Here is a 16,495-nt window from a genome sequence, read left to right as displayed (position 1 = left end):
ACATGAAAATAGGAATTGTTTGTTATCCAACTTTTGGGGGAAGTGGAGTAGTAGCAACAGAATTAGGAATGGCTTTAGCAGATAAAGGACATGAAGTTCATTTTATAACTTACAATCAACCAGTTCGTTTAGATTTTATATCACACAAATTACATTTTCATCAAGTTTTAATAGAAGAATATCCATTGTTTCAATATCAACCTTATGAGTTAGCATTGTCTAGCAAAATGGTGGAAGTTGTAAAAAAATATGAGTTAGAAGTTTTACATGTGCATTATGCAATTCCACACGCTTATGCTGCTTATATGGCAAAACAAATGCTAAAAGAAAAAGGGATTAATGTGAAAGTTGTAACAACTTTACATGGTACAGATATTACGTTGGTTGGAAGTCATCCTACCTATAAAACAGCAGTAGAATTTAGTATTAATAATTCTGATGTGGTTACAGCAGTTTCAAATAATTTGAAAGAAACTACAAATCAGCTTTTTAATATTAAAAAAGACATCAAAGTTATCTATAATTTTATTGATGTAAATAAATATAGTAAGGCAGAAAGTGAAGAATGTAAAAGGAGTGCTTTAGCAAAACCCAATGAGCGTATTTTAACGCACATTAGTAATTTTAGGCCTGTAAAAAGAGTAGAAGATGTTATTAAAGTTTTCTACGAAGTTCAAAAAGAAATTCCGTCTAAATTATTAATGATTGGTGAAGGGCCAGATAGAAAAAAAGCAGAACTTTTAACAAAACAATTAGGCATTAAAAGTAAGGTCTTCTTTTTAGGAAATAGTACAGAAATCGATAAGATTTTATGTTATTCAGATGTTTTTCTACTACCTTCTAGAACAGAAAGTTTTGGTTTGGCAGCATTAGAAGCAATGGCTGCAAAAACCGCAATAATTTCTACAAATACAGGTGGTTTACCAGAGGTAAATATTAATGGAGAAACTGGTTTTTTAAGCAATTTAGGTGATGTTGAAGATATGGCTAAAAATGCAATTTCTATTTTAAAGCACGATGATGTTTTAGAATGTTTTAAACTCAATGCTCAAGAACATACCAAGCGTTTTTCTTTAGAAAACATTTTACCTGTTTACGAGGAAATTTATAAATCTTGTTACAAAAGCGAAGTTAAATAAAATAGAAAGAGGTCGTCTAAAAAGCATTTTTTAGGCGATTTTTTATTTTGTTAATTTTTTCTTGCGATTTTTTAAGAATGATTTAAAAAATACTCAGATTTAAAAAAAGTATAGTTTTTCTAAATAGTTAAACTGTACTTTTTTAAGTTATGTGCCATTGCAATTAGCCCTATTTCAACATTTACTTTACGTGTTCCTCTTAGCATAAATCGTTTAAAGTTCATGTTTTGTTTGATATTTCCAAAAACAGCTTCTACATCCCAACAGCGTTGTTTTCGCTTTGCAATGCCTTGTTCAGAGTTGAGTAATATTTTAGCTTTTGATTTTAATCGTATTAAATTATAATTCCTTTCTATAACTCGATTTGTTTTTGATTTATGACATAGTGTTCTTAAAGGGCAACCTTTACAGTTTTGTGCTTGGTATCTGTGTATTTCTTGGATAAATCCGTTCTTAGTATTTCTTTTATAAGTATCTATAAGTTTCATTTCTTGTCCTATAGGACAGTAATAAAGATCTTTCTCTCTATTATAATGTAATTCATTAGGATGGAAAGGATTTGTTTTTCCTCTTTTTTTATCTAATTGCTCTTTATGGAAGTAATTGTATTTTACAAAAGCGGTAATTTCTTTATCTTCTAAATCTGTATAATTTTCTTCACTTCCATAGCCTGCATCTGCTGTGAGCGTCTCTGGAGTTTGGTCATAATTTTCGATATGATTGTTAAGGTGTTCTTTTAAAGTAGTGGTGTCTGCTGTGGTTTGTGCTAAAGTGTAATTGGTAAGGTATTGATTGTTGGTAGAGGCTTGTATATTATAGGCAGGTTTGAGTTGTCCATTTTGCATATGATCATCTTTCATTCGCATAAAAGTAGCGTCATTATCAGTTTTACTATAACTATTTCTACCCTGTAAAATAGCTTCTTGTTTTTCATATTTCGCTAAATTAGCTGGCCAGTTTTTCTTGGCATAATTCAGCTTCTGCTTTACTTTTTTATCAATTACTTTGCCTTGTAAAACTTCATTTATTTTATCAATTGTAGCTTCAACTTGCTCCGCATTTATCTGCTCAAAATCTGGTGTATTGGGTATATGTTGTTCCTCTTTGTAAACCTTCTCTACATAAGACCAAAGCTCTTTCAACTGTTTTTCAATGCGAGTTTTACTGGTTTTAATAGATTTACCCCAAACAAAAGTATAGCGATTTGCATTGGCTTCTATTTTAGTACCATCTACAAAAATATCTTTTAAACTGATAACTCCTTGCTCAACAAGCAGTAAAACTACTTGATGGAATATGGGCTTGAAATGTTCTTGAAGTCTTTTACCTCTAAAATCATTAATTGTGTTATGATCAGGTTTGTTTTGTCCACTTAACCACATAAAATGGATGTTCTCTGATAAAGCTTGTTCTATTTTTCTTGAAGAATATAAATTACGTAAATAAGCATAAATTAATATTTTTAGCAACATTCTTGGGTGATAGCTTGAGGTGCCTCCACCTTTATAACTCTCTTCTAATTTACTAATATCTACATGGTCTATAATCGTATTAACAATACGAACTGGATGATTCTTTGGAACTAAATCATCATAACTGGGAGGTAAAAGACTCAACTGATCTTGAGTGTAAGTCTTAAAAACAACTTTTCTGCTCATTCTTAAAAATACGAAATTCTTTAAAAATTTGCAAAAAAAAAGACTGCCTTTTCAGACAGCCTCTTTTGTTATTTATAAAATATCAGTTTTCCAACTTCACACTTCATATTTTAAACCTCTAGCTTCTAGCTTCTAGCTTCTAACTTCTAGCTTTTGACTTCAAACTTCATCCTTCCAACTTCAATCTATTTTCCAAACATTCCACCAAGCATTCCTCCAAGTCCACTTTTAGAAGATTTTTTATCACCACCTAAAAACATTCCAGCAACATCATCAATAACACTTCCATCACCATCAGCATCTAAAATTTTTTCAAGAAAACTTTGATCGTTAGCTGGAGAGTTACCACCTAATAAACCACCTAAAAGTCCTGTTAAATCTCCAGCAGAGCTTACATTTTGTTCTTTCTTTTGTTTCCCTAACATACCCATTACTAAAGGTGCAGCAATTTTTAAAATATTGGCTACAGAACTAGCATCCAAGCCAGCTTTTTGTCCAATAACTTGTTCAACTCCTTGTTGTTTAGCGCCTAAAATATGGCTTAAAATTCCTGCTCCATCTTGCTTTACAGCATCATCAACTCCACCACCAAATAAACCTCCAAGATTGTTTAAAATACTTCCATCATGTTTATTTTCTAAAGCATTCTGTAAACTTTTTGCACCTTCTGGAGTTGCTGCATTTCTTTCCATCGCTTTCATTAAAACTGGTAAAGCCATTGTTAAAACGCTACTTGTTTTACTTGAATCTGTACCAGTAGAACCTGCTACACCAGATACTATTTGTTTTCCTAAATCGCTATTTAATAAATCTAAAATTCCTGCCATTTTGTATTTTTAATAATTAATATGTTTTATTGTTGATAATATGACACAATATAAGAATTAAGTCACTTATAAGTTTAAATATTTTTCTATCTTTCATTTTTTTTAAATCTTTTATAATTTAGTATGAAAAAATTAGAATTACATTGGCAAATTTTAATAGGAATGGTTGTTGGAATCCTTTTTGGATTGGGGATGACAGCTATTGATGGAGGAGCAAAATTTATTTTAAATTGGATAAATCCGTTCGGAACAATTTTTGTAAAACTCTTAAAATTAATTGCAGTTCCTTTAATTATTGCATCTTTAGTAAAAGGAATATCAGACTTAAAAGACATTTCTAAATTTAAAAATATTGGTTTAAGAACCATAGCAATTTATATTGGTACTACTGTAATTGCTATTACAATTGGTTTGTTGTTGGTAAATGTTGTAAAACCAGGAAATGGAATATCCGAAGAAACAATTACAAAACTAACAGAAACGTATGCAAATAGTGGAGATGTACAATCTAAATTATCGGAAGCTTCTAAACAAAGAGATACAGGACCTTTGCAGTTTTTAGAAGACATGGTTCCAGACAATGCCATAAAAGCTTTGGGCGATAATACATCTATGTTACAAGTAATTTTCTTTACTATTTTTCTTGGAATTTCGATGTTATTAGTTGGAGAAAAAAGAGCAAAACCACTAAAAGATTTCTTTGATTCTTTAAATGAAGTTGTTCTTAAAATGGTCGATTTAATTATGCTTTCTGCTCCTTATGCAGTTTTTGCATTATTGGCAAACGTGGTGGTTTCGTCTAATGATCCAGATTTATTAATTGCACTTTTAAAATATGCACTTACAGTAGTGGGTGGTTTGTTATTAATGGTTTCTTTTTATATGCTTTTGGTAAGTATTTTTACAAAAAAGAACCCATTTTGGTTTTTAAAGCAATTAAGTCCTGCACAATTATTGGCATTTTCTACAAGTTCAAGTGCAGCAACTTTACCTGTAACTATGGAGCGTGTTGAAGAGCACATAGGAGTTGATAAAGAAGTTTCTAGTTTTGTACTGCCTGTTGGAGCAACAATTAATATGGATGGAACTTCTTTATACCAAGCAGTTGCAGCCGTTTTTATTGCACAAGCACTTGGTTTCGATTTAACGTTTACAGGGCAATTAACCATTATTTTAACAGCATTGTTAGCGTCAATTGGTTCTGCAGCAGTTCCTGGAGCAGGAATGGTAATGTTGGTAATTGTTTTAGAATCTGTTAATTTTCCTGCAGATAAATTAGCCATTGGTTTGGCATTAATTTTTGCTGTGGATAGACCTTTAGACATGTGTAGAACCGTAATTAATGTTACTGGTGATGCAACTGTGGCTAGTTTAGTAGCAAAATCTGTTGGTAAATTACACGATAACCCAAAGCCTAAAAATTGGGATGATGATTATGATGATGTAAAATAGTTTTCAGTTGCAGTTTGCAGTTTTTATTGTTGTAAATAAAGTTGAATTATGTCTTTAAAATTAAACACGTCTTTAATTTCTGTAGATTGGTTGTTATCTAATTTAGAAAACGAACATCTCATAATTTTAGATGCGACAATTCCAAAAGTAACCTTAAAAACTGAAGAAGTACTTGAAGAAAAAAATCAAATTAAAAATGCCAGATTTTTTGATATTCAAAGTGTTTTTTCTGATGTACATGCACCATATCCAAATACTGTATTATCACCAGAAGAATTTGAAGTGAAAGCACAAAAATTAGGCATCAACAATACTAGTTGTATTGTTGTTTATGATGATTTAGGCATTTATTCTTCACCAAGAGTTTGGTGGCTTTTTCAATTGATGGGTTTTACAAATATTGCAGTTTTAAATGGAGGTTTTCCTGAATGGAAAAGGAAAGAATATCCAACTGAACAACCAAATTTTCATCAACCCAAAAAAGGAAATTTTAAGGTTAATTATCAACCTCAAAAGGTGAAATTTACAAGGGATGTTTTATCAGCAATAGAAAATAATAAGATGCTTATTGCAGATGCTCGTTCAAAAGGACGATTTTATGCAACTGAACCAGAACCAAGAAAAGGGCTAAAAGGAGGTCATATTCCAAATTCCATTAGTTTTCCTATTTCTGATATTATTGTTGATGGCAAATTAAAATCTGCAGAAGAATTAAATAAAATCTTTAAAGAAAAGAATCCTACAAATAAAGAGTTTATATTTTCTTGTGGCTCAGGAATTACTGCAGCTGTTTTAGCTTTGGGAGCTGAAATGGCTGGTTTTAAAAATCATACTGTTTATGATGGTTCTTGGACAGAATGGGCATCCACAGAAAATTTACCAATAGAAAAATAACATGGAAAAACTAGATTGGACCCAACAAGAATTTGAAGCATATGTGCTTTTATATGCTGCACATTGTAACTTTTTTGAATCAAAAGAAGAGGAAGATTATATCTTATCAAGAGTTGATAAAGTAACCTTTCATAAAATCCATACAGAAGTTATTGTAGATTCTGATGAAGAAAATTTGAATAAAATTCAGCATTATATTTCCGAAAACAAATTAAATCAACAAGAAAAAGAGAATTTAATTCGAGATATAAAAAACGTATTTTTTGCAGATGGTACTGTTGATGCTATTGAAAAAAAAGTTTTTAATATTTTAAGAAAAATTATTGATTAATAGTCCTAATTTATGCTAGAAACTCAAATTGATATTTCATCAAAATTTAACATAAAGCTACATTTAGGAAAATAAAAAAAGCCAAGTAATTTAAATTACTTGGCTTTTTCATATCAATAAAAATAAGAAATTACTTTCCTGTTTCTTTTTTAACTTCAGCTTTATCAGCTATAATTCTGTTTTCTCTGTTGGCAACTTCCCAAGCAGTATGGAAAACCAAACGTGTTCTGTTTTCTAACAATTCATAATTAATTTTGTCAGGTGTATCAGTTGGTTTATGGTAATCTACGTGTGTACCATTAAAGTAAAAAATAATTGGCACATTGTTTTTAGCGAAATTATAATGATCAGATCTGTAGTAAAAACGATTTGGATCATTCTCATCATTATATTTATAATCTAAATTTATGTTTGTGTATTTAGCATTTATTTCTTCAGATAAAGTATGCAATTCTGTACTTAATTTATCAGAACCAATTAAATAAACATAGTTCGGATTTGCTTTATGTCTGTCATCAGTTCTACCAATCATGTCAATATTTAAATCACAAACTGTATTTGCCAAAGGAAAAATAGGATCTTCATCAGTATAATATTTAGAACCTAACAAACCTTTTTCTTCACCAGTTACGTGTAAAAATAAGATAGATCTCTTTGGCCCTTTTCCTGCTTTTACAGCCATTTGAAATGCTTCTGCAATTTCTAACATAGCAACTGTTCCAGAACCATCATCATCAGCACCATTGTAAATTTCTTCACCTTTAATACCTTCGTGATCTAAATGCGCAGAAATAACAATAATTTCGTCTGGCTTTTCAGATCCTTTAATAAATGCTACTACATTTTCTGAATCGTTATATTTTCCTCTACGTGTATTTTTATTAATCCATTCTGCAGGCACTTCTTGAAAGTAATCATCACCACCTAAAGGCGATACAATTTCGTTACTTACATAAAAATTCTTTAAATATTCTACGGCTTTTTTCTGTCCAGGTTCTCCAGTTTCTCTACCTTCAAACTCATCTGAAGCATATGTAAATAAGTGAGCACCTAAATCTTTAGCTGTAATTGTAGCTGCATATTTTGCAGCCTGATCTACATTTGCGTCCTCGTTGTTAGTCGCATCTTTACTAGAACTGCAAGCCATAAAAGCGACTGCACTAGCCATATAAAGTATTTTTTTCATCGATTAAAAATTAGTTATTTAATTTATTAGTATCCAAAAGTAACAAAAAGTTACAGTATCTTCAAAATTACTTTTTGTTTATTATAAATTGTTGCAAATTTCTGTTAAAAACAACAATTTCTTTAGGAAATAAGTTGTCAAAAGCATTTTTTGTTATCAATTCTGTTGGGTTTCCTGTAAATATTTTGTCATCAGCAAATAAAATAATCTCATTTGCAAACTGAATCGCTAAGTTTACTTCGTGAGTTGATAAAATAATAGTTTTAGAAGTTTCAGAAACCAATTTTTTTAATAAAGAAAATATTTTTATAGTGTGATGCAAATCTAAATGAGCAGTGGGTTCATCTAATATAATAATGTCTGTATCTTGTGCCAAAGCTCTTGCAATTAAAACGCGTTGCAATTGTCCATCACTCAATTCATAAAAGAATTTACCTTTTAAGTGATTGATTTCAGTTTGCTCAATTGCCCAATTTATTTTTACTAAATCAGTTTCAGAAAGCGAATCAATCCAATTTGTGTAAGGTTGTCTTCCTAAAGCCACCAATTCAAAAACGGTCATCTGACTTTCTGGCAAGCGTTCAGTTAACACCAAACTTAAAACTGTAGAAAGATCTTTATTGGTAAATTTTTTTATATTTTTTTGGTTGATGAAAATTTCGCCCTGTAAAGGTTCTTGCACTTTAGCAATGGTTCTCAAAAAAGTCGATTTTCCGATTCCGTTTTTACCTAAAACAGTAACAAGTTTTCCTTTTTCAATAGCAATATCAATCTTTGAAGCTACAATATTTTGTACTTTTTTAAATTGATAACCAATAGTTATGTTTTCAGTTTTTAGGACAATATTTTCAGACACGAATTTCACGAATTTTAAAATTGTTAATTTTCATAAACTTGCTAACTCCTTCCCTTTGGGAAGGTAGGGATGGGCTTTATATGTATATTTTCTTCTTTCTAACTAATAACCAAATCACAACAGGCGCACCAAATAACGATGTTATTGCATTAATTGGTAATGTAAATTCGCTTGTTGGTAATTGTGCTATAGCATCACAAATTAGTAAAATAATTCCACCTAAAATAGCTACAGCAGGAATTAATATTTTATGATTTGAAGTTGTAAAAAACAGTCGAGCAATATGAGGCACAGCCAAACCAACAAAAGCAATTGGACCAGAAAAAGCCGTAATTACACCTGTTAGTAAACTTGTAATTAATAAAATAATTGTTCTGTTTTTTTTAATGTTGATGCCTAAGCTTTTTGCATAATTTTCGCCTAATAAAAAACTGTTAAGAGGTTTTATAACCGATAAAGTTCCTAGAATTCCGATGACAAAAATAATGGCAAAAACTGTAATTTCATTCCAAGATAAATTCCCTAAACTGCCAAAACTCCAAAATAAATATTGCTGAATTTGTGCTGCCTCACTAAAGTAAGCTAAAACACTAATAATAGCTGAAGTTAAACTCCCAAACATTAAACCAATAATTAAGATTGACATGGTATTCCTAACTTTATTTGCAGCAATAATAACTGCTGACAACACTAAAAAAGCGCCTAAACTTGCTGCAATTGGCAAAGAAATAGTAGAAATTGATGCTGATAATAAAAATCCGCCAAAAACGGAACTTCCTAAAATTAAAATAGCAACTCCTAAACTTGCACCAGAAGAAATTCCCAATACAAAAGGACCTGCCAAAGGATTTCGAAATAAGGTTTGCATCAACAAACCACAAATTGATAAACCAGAACCTACTAAAATAGCAGTAATTGCCTTGGGTAATCTGAAATTTAAGATAATAGTTTCCCAACTTAGTTTGGTTGGAGTTCCACCAATTAAACTGGTGAAAATTTCATCAAAAGGAATAGAAACAGAGCCCAAACTTATATTCACAAAAAATAAAACAACCAGCAAAACTGATAAGATTATAAAATGTTTTGTGTAGTTTGTTTGCTTCATTACTATTCAACAAAACCTCAAAGGATTTGAAAACCTGTGAGGTCTGAAAATTTAATTATAATTCTTTAAAAAAGTAACCAATTTTTGAATGGCAATTCCTCTGTGAGAAATTTTATTTTTTTCTTCTGATGACATTTCTGCAAAAGAGATATTATAACCCTCAGGTTTAAAAATAGGGTCGTAACCAAAACCTTTTTCTCCTTGTTTTTCGTGTAAAATTTCACCTTTGCAAATACCTTCAAAAACATACTGTTTGTCATCAATATTTAAACAAACAGCCGTTCTAAATTGTGCTTTTCTGTTTTCTTTATTTTTTAATGCTGATAATAATTTTTGCATGTTATTTTCAGCATTTGCAGGTTCACCAGCAAAACGTGCAGAATATACACCAGGTTTACCATCCAAACTTTCAACTTCCAAACCAGAATCGTCAGCAAAACAATTATAACCAAATTTTTTAGTGATATGGTTTGCTTTTAGTTTTGAATTTCCTTCTAAAGTAGTTTCAGTTTCATCAACATCATCAAAACAATTAATGTCTTTTAAACTCAATATTTCTATTGAATTTGATAACATTTCTTGTACTTCTTTCAATTTGTTTAAATTATTGGTGGCAAAGACTAATTTCATTAAAAAGTATTGATTTTGGACAAATGTAGTCATTTTAAAAATGAATATTTATGTATAAATCTGCAAATAAAACAAATTTAACGATGTACATTGAAAAAAAATAAAACGCCAAAAGTATTAGTGCCATTGATTTGTCGTGTAAATGTCGGGTTAAAAAACGCTTAAATAATTTGTAAACTTAATTCACTGAACTAACATTGTATGAAAAATAAAAACACATTTATTATGAAACAGCCAGATTTAGGAAAACGAATTACTGAACTGCGAAAACAAAAAGGGTTAACTCAAGAAGAATTGGTTGCACAATGTAATATTAATGTAAGAACAATTCAAAGAATTGAAGCAGGTGAAGTGAATCCAAGAAGTTATACCATTAAAATTATTTTAGAGGTTTTAGGAGAAGATTTGAATAATATTCAAACAAATTCATCAACAGAGCAAATAGAAATTGATTGGACGAAAGACGAACTAAAAACAATAAATAACAGTTGGGTTTTTGGAATATTTTATGCCATAATAACTTCAATAGGTATTTTTATGGAAATATATTTCGCGGCTAAAAACGTAGATGATATTTGGATTCTAGCTTTTAGAATTCCTTTTGCAATCATCTTTTTTATAACCTTATTCCCTTTTATAAATGGATATAAAATAATTGCAAAAAAGTTTGAAAATGCTCTTTTATCAAAGGCTATTTTAATTTACATAATAATTGCAATAATTATGACTATTTTTAATTTTTTTACAGATGGAATTGGCTTTATAAATGCTTTTGAAATTATAATGGGCGTATTTTTAATGATTATTTTTGGTATTGGTGAGCTAATTATGGGCTTGGGTATTTTAAAATTAAAAGAAAACTTGGGCTCTTTGGCTCAAATTACGGGTATTGCAAAAATTATTAACGGAGCTTTGTTAATCAGTGTTATTTTATCTCCAATAGCGTTATTTTTTGTAGTTCCAATTTTAGTTCTTGAAATTGTTTTTTTACATACTACTTTTAAAAATGCTCAAAACTTTAGTGATAGTAGTAATAAAATTTACTCTTAAAATATTTTTTAGATTGTAAATTTTCACAAAGACGAGAGTTCCTCTCTTTTGGAGAGGTTAGGAGAGGCCTTTATTCATGATGATAAGGTTCATTCTTTAAAATCGTAAAACCTCTATACAATTGTTCCACAACAAATAAACGAATCATTTGATGCGAAAATGTCATTTTAGAAAGCGAAATTTTCCCTGTTGATTTTTGATAAACAGCTTCAGAAAAACCATAAGGACCACCAATTACCAAAACCAATTGTTTTAAACCAGCATTCATTTTTTTCTGTAAATATTTAGAAAATTCAATCGAAGTAAAATGTTTTCCTTTATCATCTAACAAAACCAATTGATCTGTATTTTGCAATTTCGATAAAATTAATTCGCCTTCTTTTTCCTTTTGCTGAACTTCACTTAAATTTTTAACATTTTTAATATCAGGAATAATTTCCAACTCAAACTTGATGTAATGTTTTAATCGATTTTGATATTCATCAATCAATTTGATTAAGTTTTTATTATCGGTTTTTCCGATTGCGAGTAATTTTATTTTCATTTGTCAAAATTACAAATTATGTATTCAAAAAGCATCTCGATACAAAATTCTTGAAAAAAGAATTTCACTCGATGTGACATTTTGTGAGCACTTTATTAGGTAAGAGTAAAAACATACTGTTTCTTCGAGTGATTTCGCTTTTTTGCGAAAATATATCGAGAAGTTTGTATTGAATTCGTTCAATTAATATCATTTCTAATCACAAATTTATCAGTTTTAAAACATTAAACCATCAGAAGTAACATAAAAAAGAAAATCATTGTTATTTTTACAGCAGAATATAGAATTTATGATATCAGAAGCAAAATTTCAAGACGAGTTAGACATCATTATAAAAAACGCCATTAGAGAAGATATTGGAGATGGAGATCATACTTCACTTTCTTGTATTCCTGATGATGCCGAAGGAAAAGCCAAATTATTGGTAAAAGACGAAGGCATTATTGCTGGTGTTGCATTTGCAAAACAAGTTTTTTGTTATGTTGATAAGGATCTACAAGTAGAAACTTTTATCAATGATGGCGAAAAAGTAAAATATGGAGATGTTGTTTTTCATGTTTCTGGCAAGTCGCAATCTATTTTAATGGCAGAACGTTTGGTTTTAAATGCGATGCAAAGAATGAGTGCAATTGCTACCAAAACTGCTTTTTTTGCTGATTTATTAAAAGGAACAAAAACCAAAGTTTTAGACACCAGAAAAACAACACCTGGCATTAGAGCTCTAGAAAAATGGGCCGTAAAAATAGGAGGTGGAGAAAACCACAGATTTGCCTTGTATGATATGGTAATGATTAAAGATAATCATATAGATTTTGCTGGCGGAATTACAGCTGCAATTACCAAAACCAAAAAATATTTAGCCGAAAAAAAGCTGGATATTAAGATTATTGTAGAAGCTAGAAGTTTAGAAGAAATCAAAGAAATTTTAGCGAACGAAGGTGTTTACAGAATTTTAATTGATAACTTTAATTATGAAGACACCAAAAAAGCAGTTGCTTTAATTGGCGACCAATGTTTCACAGAGTCTTCAGGAGGCATCAATGAAAAAACCATCAGAAAATATGCAGAATGTGGTGTGGATTTTATTTCATCTGGTGCTTTAACGCATTCTGTTTATAATTTAGATTTGAGTTTAAAAGCGCTCTAAAAATTCCGAGTTTAAGGTTTAAAGTTCAAAGTTGGATTCTTAGTCGATAACACAATTTTGAATTTTTAACTTTAAATATTGAATTAAAAAGCATGGATAATTATTTTGACAACGAAGAATATTCTAAAATTGATTTCACTAAAACGAAAATCAAAAAAGGAGAATATGACAATTGTACATTTTCGAATTGCAATTTTGAGAATGTGCATGCTTCAAATATTCAGTTTGTTGAATGTGAGTTTATCGATTGTAATTTTAGCAACGCTATTGTAACCAATACAGCTTTTAAGGATGTAAATTTTATCAACTGTAAAATGATAGGCGTAAAGTTTAATGAATGTGATGCTTTTTTGTTGCAATTCTCGTTCAAAGAATGTCAATTAAGTTTTTCTTCTTTTTATCAATTAAAAATACCAAAAACAGTTTTTAGTAGTTGTAATTTAGAGGAAGTAGATTTTACAGAAACCATTTTAACGAATGCTGATTTTGACAATTCAAATCTAAAAGGTGCTATTTTTGAACAAACGAATTTAGAAAAATCAGATTTTAGAACTGCCACTAATTTTGAGATCAATCCAGCAAATAACTACTTAAAAGGCGCAAAATTTAGCAAACATACTATTGCAGGACTTTTATCAAATTATAAAATTATTATTGAATGAAAAATAACATTTTCTTTTTATGCATTGCAATTGTCTTTCTTACTTCTTGTAAAGAAAATAATATCCCTATTTATGGTCATGTTTTAGGCGTGGAAAAAGCGCAACATTTAAAATTAGAAATTAAAAAAACAGCTACAAACATTCATTTTGCTTATGCTCAAAAAAATGATTCTCTTAAAGATTTCATTTTAAAATATTACCCAAAAGAAGAGATCATTATTGCTGATTTAGATACGTTTAAAAAGATTAAAAACAGCTATAAAACAAAGAATATTGATTTTAAGATGTATCAAAATAAAAAAGCTAAAAACGGAAATAAAACATTTGTTTTTAATGAAGATTATGGACTTTTTGCAACTTTAGGATTCGAATCTGATTGTCTTTTTTTAAAAGATTCAACAATTTCATTTAATGTAAAAGAATTTACTTTTAAAGATTTATTTGTAAGTTTGAATAATACTGAATAAAAATTTCCTAAAAAGCTGTTTTTAAAAAGACCAAATAGGAAATGTCCAAAGGACAAAAAAGCTTTATGAGTAAAGAAATTGAAGAAAAATTAGAGAACATACCAATTGTAAATGTTTTGGTAAAATTCGGGAAGAAAATAAAAATTCCGGGGTTAGAAGGTATGTCTTTATATGATCTTTTAGAAATGTATTTTATTGGCATTGTAGAAGGTGCTTTAACAACAAGAGCAGGAGGAATTGCGTATAGTTTTTTTATGGCGATTTTTCCGTTTTTACTTTTTGTGTTGACGTTAATTCCATTTTTACCAATTCCTGGAGCACAAGAAGGTTTGCTATCAATTATTAGCGATGTTTTACCGCCAAAAACCTTTGATGCTGTAGATTCTGTTTTGGTAGATATTATTAAAAATCAATATGGAGGGTTGCTTTCTTTTGGTTTTATAGGTTCTATTTTTTTAATGACCAATGGTGTAAATGCTATTTTTGGTGGTTTTGAATATTCCTATCACGTTAAAGAAATTAGAAACGTTTTTAGAGCCTATTTTATAGCCATGTATGTTTCTGTAATTATTGTTGTTTTTCTATTAATAACAGTGGCAATTATCATTTTTTTCGAACTTATTTTAAAAAATTCAGTAACCTTAGGTTGGTTAGATGATAACCTAATTTGGATTCAAATTGTGCGTGGGTTTATCTTTCTTACTATGATTTTTGTAACAGTTTCCATGTTATATCATTATGGAGTTAAAGAAGGCAAACACTCTCGTTTTTTCTCTCCAGGTTCTGTTTTTACTACAGTTTTACTACTTTTAACCTTTAATTTATTTGGGTATTATGTAAATGAATTTGCAAAATATAATGAGTTATATGGTTCTATTGGTACGCTTTTAATTTTGATGTTATTTATTTGGTTAAACGCAATTATTCTACTGTTGGGTTTCGAATTAAATGCGACAATTTATGCCTTAAGAAGACAAAATAAAACTTTTGAAACTCCTAAATAAGTATATCTTTTTAACGATATTTGCACCCGCAATTTTTAATTGTAAGTGTTCAATTTTAAGTTTTGAGTTTTCAGTAAAATGACTAAAAACGAAAAACGAAAACCTAAAACCTATTTAATGAAGCCAAGCATTCCAAAAGGAACAAGAGATTTTTCGCCAACAGAAGTTGCCAATCGTAGTTATATAATGAACACGATTAAAACTGCTTTTGAAACTTATGGATTTCAACCTATTGAAACTCCAAGTTTTGAAAATTCAGACACGTTAATGGGGAAATATGGAGAAGAAGGAGATCGTTTAATTTTTAAGATTTTAAATTCTGGAGATTATTTATCTAAAGCTGATAACAATTTAATTGAAGAAAAAGATAGTTTAAAATTAACGCCACAAATCTCCGAAAAAGCACTTCGTTACGATTTAACTGTTCCTTTTGCAAGATATGTAGTGCAACATCAAAATGAAATCACGTTTCCTTTTAAACGCTATCAAATTCAGCCAGTTTGGAGAGCAGATCGTCCACAAAAAGGACGTTTTAGAGAGTTTTTTCAATGTGATGCAGATGTCGTTGGAAGTCAATCTCTTTGGCAAGAAGTTGAGTTTATTCAATTATATGATACCGTTTTTACAAGTTTAGGGTTAACTGGCACAACCATCAAAATAAATAATAGAAAAATACTTTCTGGAATTGCAGAAGTTATTGGTGCACAAGATAAGTTAATCGATTTTACTGTAGCTTTAGATAAGTTAGATAAAATTGGTCAAGAAAAGGTGGAAGCAGAAATGATTTCTAAAGGAATTACTGAAGAAGCTATCAAAAAAGTACAACCATTATTTTCTTTTACAGGTTCTAATGTAGACAAATTAGCATCTTTAGAAAACATGTTACAAACTTCGGAAGAAGGTAAAAAAGGTGTTGAAGAATTACGATTTGTAATAAATTCAGTGGCAGCATTAGGTTTGCAATCTGCAAATTTAGAGATTGATGTAACTTTAGCAAGAGGTCTAAATTATTACACAGGCGCAATTTTTGAAGTATCTGCACCAAAAGGTGTAAAAATGGGTTCCATTGGTGGAGGAGGAAGATATGATGATTTAACAGGAATTTTCGGAATGAAAGATGTTTCTGGAGTTGGAATCTCTTTTGGTTTAGACAGAATTTATTTGGTTTTAGAAGAATTAGGCTTGTTTAAAACAGTGGCTTTGCCAAAACCAAAGGTATTATTCGTCAATTTTGGAGATGCAGAAGGCTTGTATTGTATGAAAGCAATTACGCAATTAAGAGCCAACAACATAAAATCGGAATTGTATCCTGATAATGCAAAAATGAAAAAGCAAATGACGTATGCAAATAATCGAGAAATCGAATTTGTGGTGATTGCTGGTTCTAATGAAATGAATAATCAGGAATTCACTTTAAAAAATATGATTTCTGGAGAGCAATCAAATTGTTCCTTACAAGAATTGATAAAGAAATTAAAGTAGTTTTAAAGGTTTAGATTTTACTTATCAAGATTTATTCTATTATAAGTTTAATTGATATAAA

General features: G+C 29.8%; 17 protein-coding genes. 10 read left to right on the top strand and 7 right to left on the bottom strand.

The window, feature by feature from the left end; all coding sequences use genetic code 11:
* The first annotated feature begins 2 nt into the window (after nt 1-2).
* Nucleotides 3-1,139 (top strand): N-acetyl-alpha-D-glucosaminyl L-malate synthase BshA, encoded by a 1,137-nt coding sequence (gene bshA / locus P161_RS0116350; protein ID WP_026777969.1) that lies wholly within the window; start codon nt 3-5, stop codon nt 1,137-1,139.
* Between the two features lie 119 nt (nt 1,140-1,258).
* On the opposite strand, the gene P161_RS0116345 is transcribed toward bshA, so the two are convergent.
* A complete protein-coding gene (locus P161_RS0116345) occupies nt 1,259-2,797 on the bottom strand; it encodes an IS1182 family transposase (RefSeq protein WP_026775472.1) in 1,539 nt (512 codons plus the stop codon).
* A 185-nt stretch (nt 2,798-2,982) separates the two neighbouring features.
* Nucleotides 2,983-3,624, bottom strand: coding sequence for a DUF937 domain-containing protein (locus P161_RS0116340; protein ID WP_026777968.1), 642 nt, complete (start codon nt 3,622-3,624; stop codon nt 2,983-2,985).
* Between the two features lie 123 nt (nt 3,625-3,747).
* Between P161_RS0116340 and P161_RS0116335 the strand changes: the two genes are divergently transcribed.
* The 3 genes from P161_RS0116335 to P161_RS0116325 are packed head-to-tail and all read left to right on the top strand — an operon-like array spanning nt 3,748 to nt 6,301.
* Nucleotides 3,748-5,076: a dicarboxylate/amino acid:cation symporter gene (locus P161_RS0116335; RefSeq protein ID WP_026777967.1), complete on the top strand. Its 1,329-nt coding sequence runs from the start codon at nt 3,748-3,750 to the stop codon at nt 5,074-5,076.
* 48 nt (nt 5,077-5,124) lie between these two features.
* Nucleotides 5,125-5,970 (top strand): sulfurtransferase, encoded by an 846-nt coding sequence (locus tag P161_RS0116330; protein WP_036841607.1) that lies wholly within the window; start codon nt 5,125-5,127, stop codon nt 5,968-5,970.
* 1 nt (nt 5,971) lies between these two features.
* Nucleotides 5,972-6,301, top strand: coding sequence for a hypothetical protein (locus P161_RS0116325; RefSeq protein ID WP_026777965.1), 330 nt, complete (start codon nt 5,972-5,974; stop codon nt 6,299-6,301).
* A gap of 130 nt (nt 6,302-6,431) precedes the next feature.
* Here the strand turns inward: P161_RS0116325 and P161_RS0116320 are convergent, their stop codons facing one another.
* The 4 genes from P161_RS0116320 to P161_RS0116305 form a co-directional block, all read right to left on the bottom strand.
* Nucleotides 6,432-7,487: a M28 family metallopeptidase gene (locus P161_RS0116320; RefSeq protein ID WP_026777964.1), complete on the bottom strand. Its 1,056-nt coding sequence runs from the start codon at nt 7,485-7,487 to the stop codon at nt 6,432-6,434.
* A 67-nt stretch (nt 7,488-7,554) separates the two neighbouring features.
* Nucleotides 7,555-8,352 (bottom strand): ABC transporter ATP-binding protein, encoded by a 798-nt coding sequence (locus P161_RS0116315; RefSeq protein WP_036841605.1) that lies wholly within the window; start codon nt 8,350-8,352, stop codon nt 7,555-7,557.
* 67 nt (nt 8,353-8,419) lie between these two features.
* On the bottom strand, nt 8,420-9,448 hold the full coding sequence (locus P161_RS0116310) for an iron ABC transporter permease (RefSeq protein WP_026777962.1): 1,029 nt from the start codon (nt 9,446-9,448) through the stop codon (nt 8,420-8,422).
* Nucleotides 9,449-9,499: 51 nt separating this feature from the next.
* Entirely contained in the window at nt 9,500-10,078 is a 579-nt protein-coding gene (locus P161_RS0116305) for a non-canonical purine NTP diphosphatase (protein WP_026777961.1), read from the bottom strand.
* A gap of 201 nt (nt 10,079-10,279) precedes the next feature.
* On the opposite strand from P161_RS0116305, the gene P161_RS19830 reads away from it, so the two are divergent.
* Nucleotides 10,280-11,128 (top strand): helix-turn-helix transcriptional regulator, encoded by an 849-nt coding sequence (locus tag P161_RS19830; RefSeq protein ID WP_051605784.1) that lies wholly within the window; start codon nt 10,280-10,282, stop codon nt 11,126-11,128.
* A 70-nt stretch (nt 11,129-11,198) separates the two neighbouring features.
* Here the strand turns inward: P161_RS19830 and rlmH are convergent, their stop codons facing one another.
* Complete coding sequence (gene rlmH, locus P161_RS0116295) at nt 11,199-11,672, bottom strand: 23S rRNA (pseudouridine(1915)-N(3))-methyltransferase RlmH (protein ID WP_026777960.1); 474 nt, start codon at nt 11,670-11,672, stop codon at nt 11,199-11,201.
* 289 nt (nt 11,673-11,961) lie between these two features.
* On the opposite strand from rlmH, the gene nadC reads away from it, so the two are divergent.
* The 5 genes from nadC to hisS all read left to right on the top strand — a co-directional run bounded on the left by nadC (nt 11,962) and on the right by hisS (nt 16,434).
* The gene (gene nadC, locus P161_RS0116290) at nt 11,962-12,819 is read left to right on the top strand and encodes a carboxylating nicotinate-nucleotide diphosphorylase (protein ID WP_026777959.1); all 858 of its coding nucleotides are present in this window, start codon (nt 11,962-11,964) and stop codon (nt 12,817-12,819) included.
* 92 nt (nt 12,820-12,911) lie between these two features.
* Nucleotides 12,912-13,481 (top strand): pentapeptide repeat-containing protein, encoded by a 570-nt coding sequence (locus P161_RS0116285; protein WP_026777958.1) that lies wholly within the window; start codon nt 12,912-12,914, stop codon nt 13,479-13,481.
* The gene (locus tag P161_RS0116280) at nt 13,478-13,948 is read left to right on the top strand and encodes a hypothetical protein (protein ID WP_026777957.1); all 471 of its coding nucleotides are present in this window, start codon (nt 13,478-13,480) and stop codon (nt 13,946-13,948) included. The genes P161_RS0116285 and P161_RS0116280 overlap by 4 nt, the downstream gene beginning before the upstream one ends.
* Nucleotides 13,949-14,013: 65 nt before the next feature.
* On the top strand, nt 14,014-14,952 hold the full coding sequence (locus P161_RS0116275) for a YihY/virulence factor BrkB family protein (protein WP_026777956.1): 939 nt from the start codon (nt 14,014-14,016) through the stop codon (nt 14,950-14,952).
* A gap of 117 nt (nt 14,953-15,069) precedes the next feature.
* Nucleotides 15,070-16,434, top strand: coding sequence for a histidine--tRNA ligase (gene hisS, locus P161_RS0116270; RefSeq protein WP_026777955.1), 1,365 nt, complete (start codon nt 15,070-15,072; stop codon nt 16,432-16,434).
* Nucleotides 16,435-16,495: the final 61 nt, after the last annotated feature.

Origin of the sequence: Polaribacter sp. Hel_I_88 (assembly GCF_000687935.1) — a bacterium.
Taxonomy (GTDB): Bacteria; Bacteroidota; Bacteroidia; order Flavobacteriales; family Flavobacteriaceae; genus Polaribacter.
Note: the sequence above shows the minus strand (reverse complement) of the source record. Positions and strands in the feature narration are given on the sequence as shown.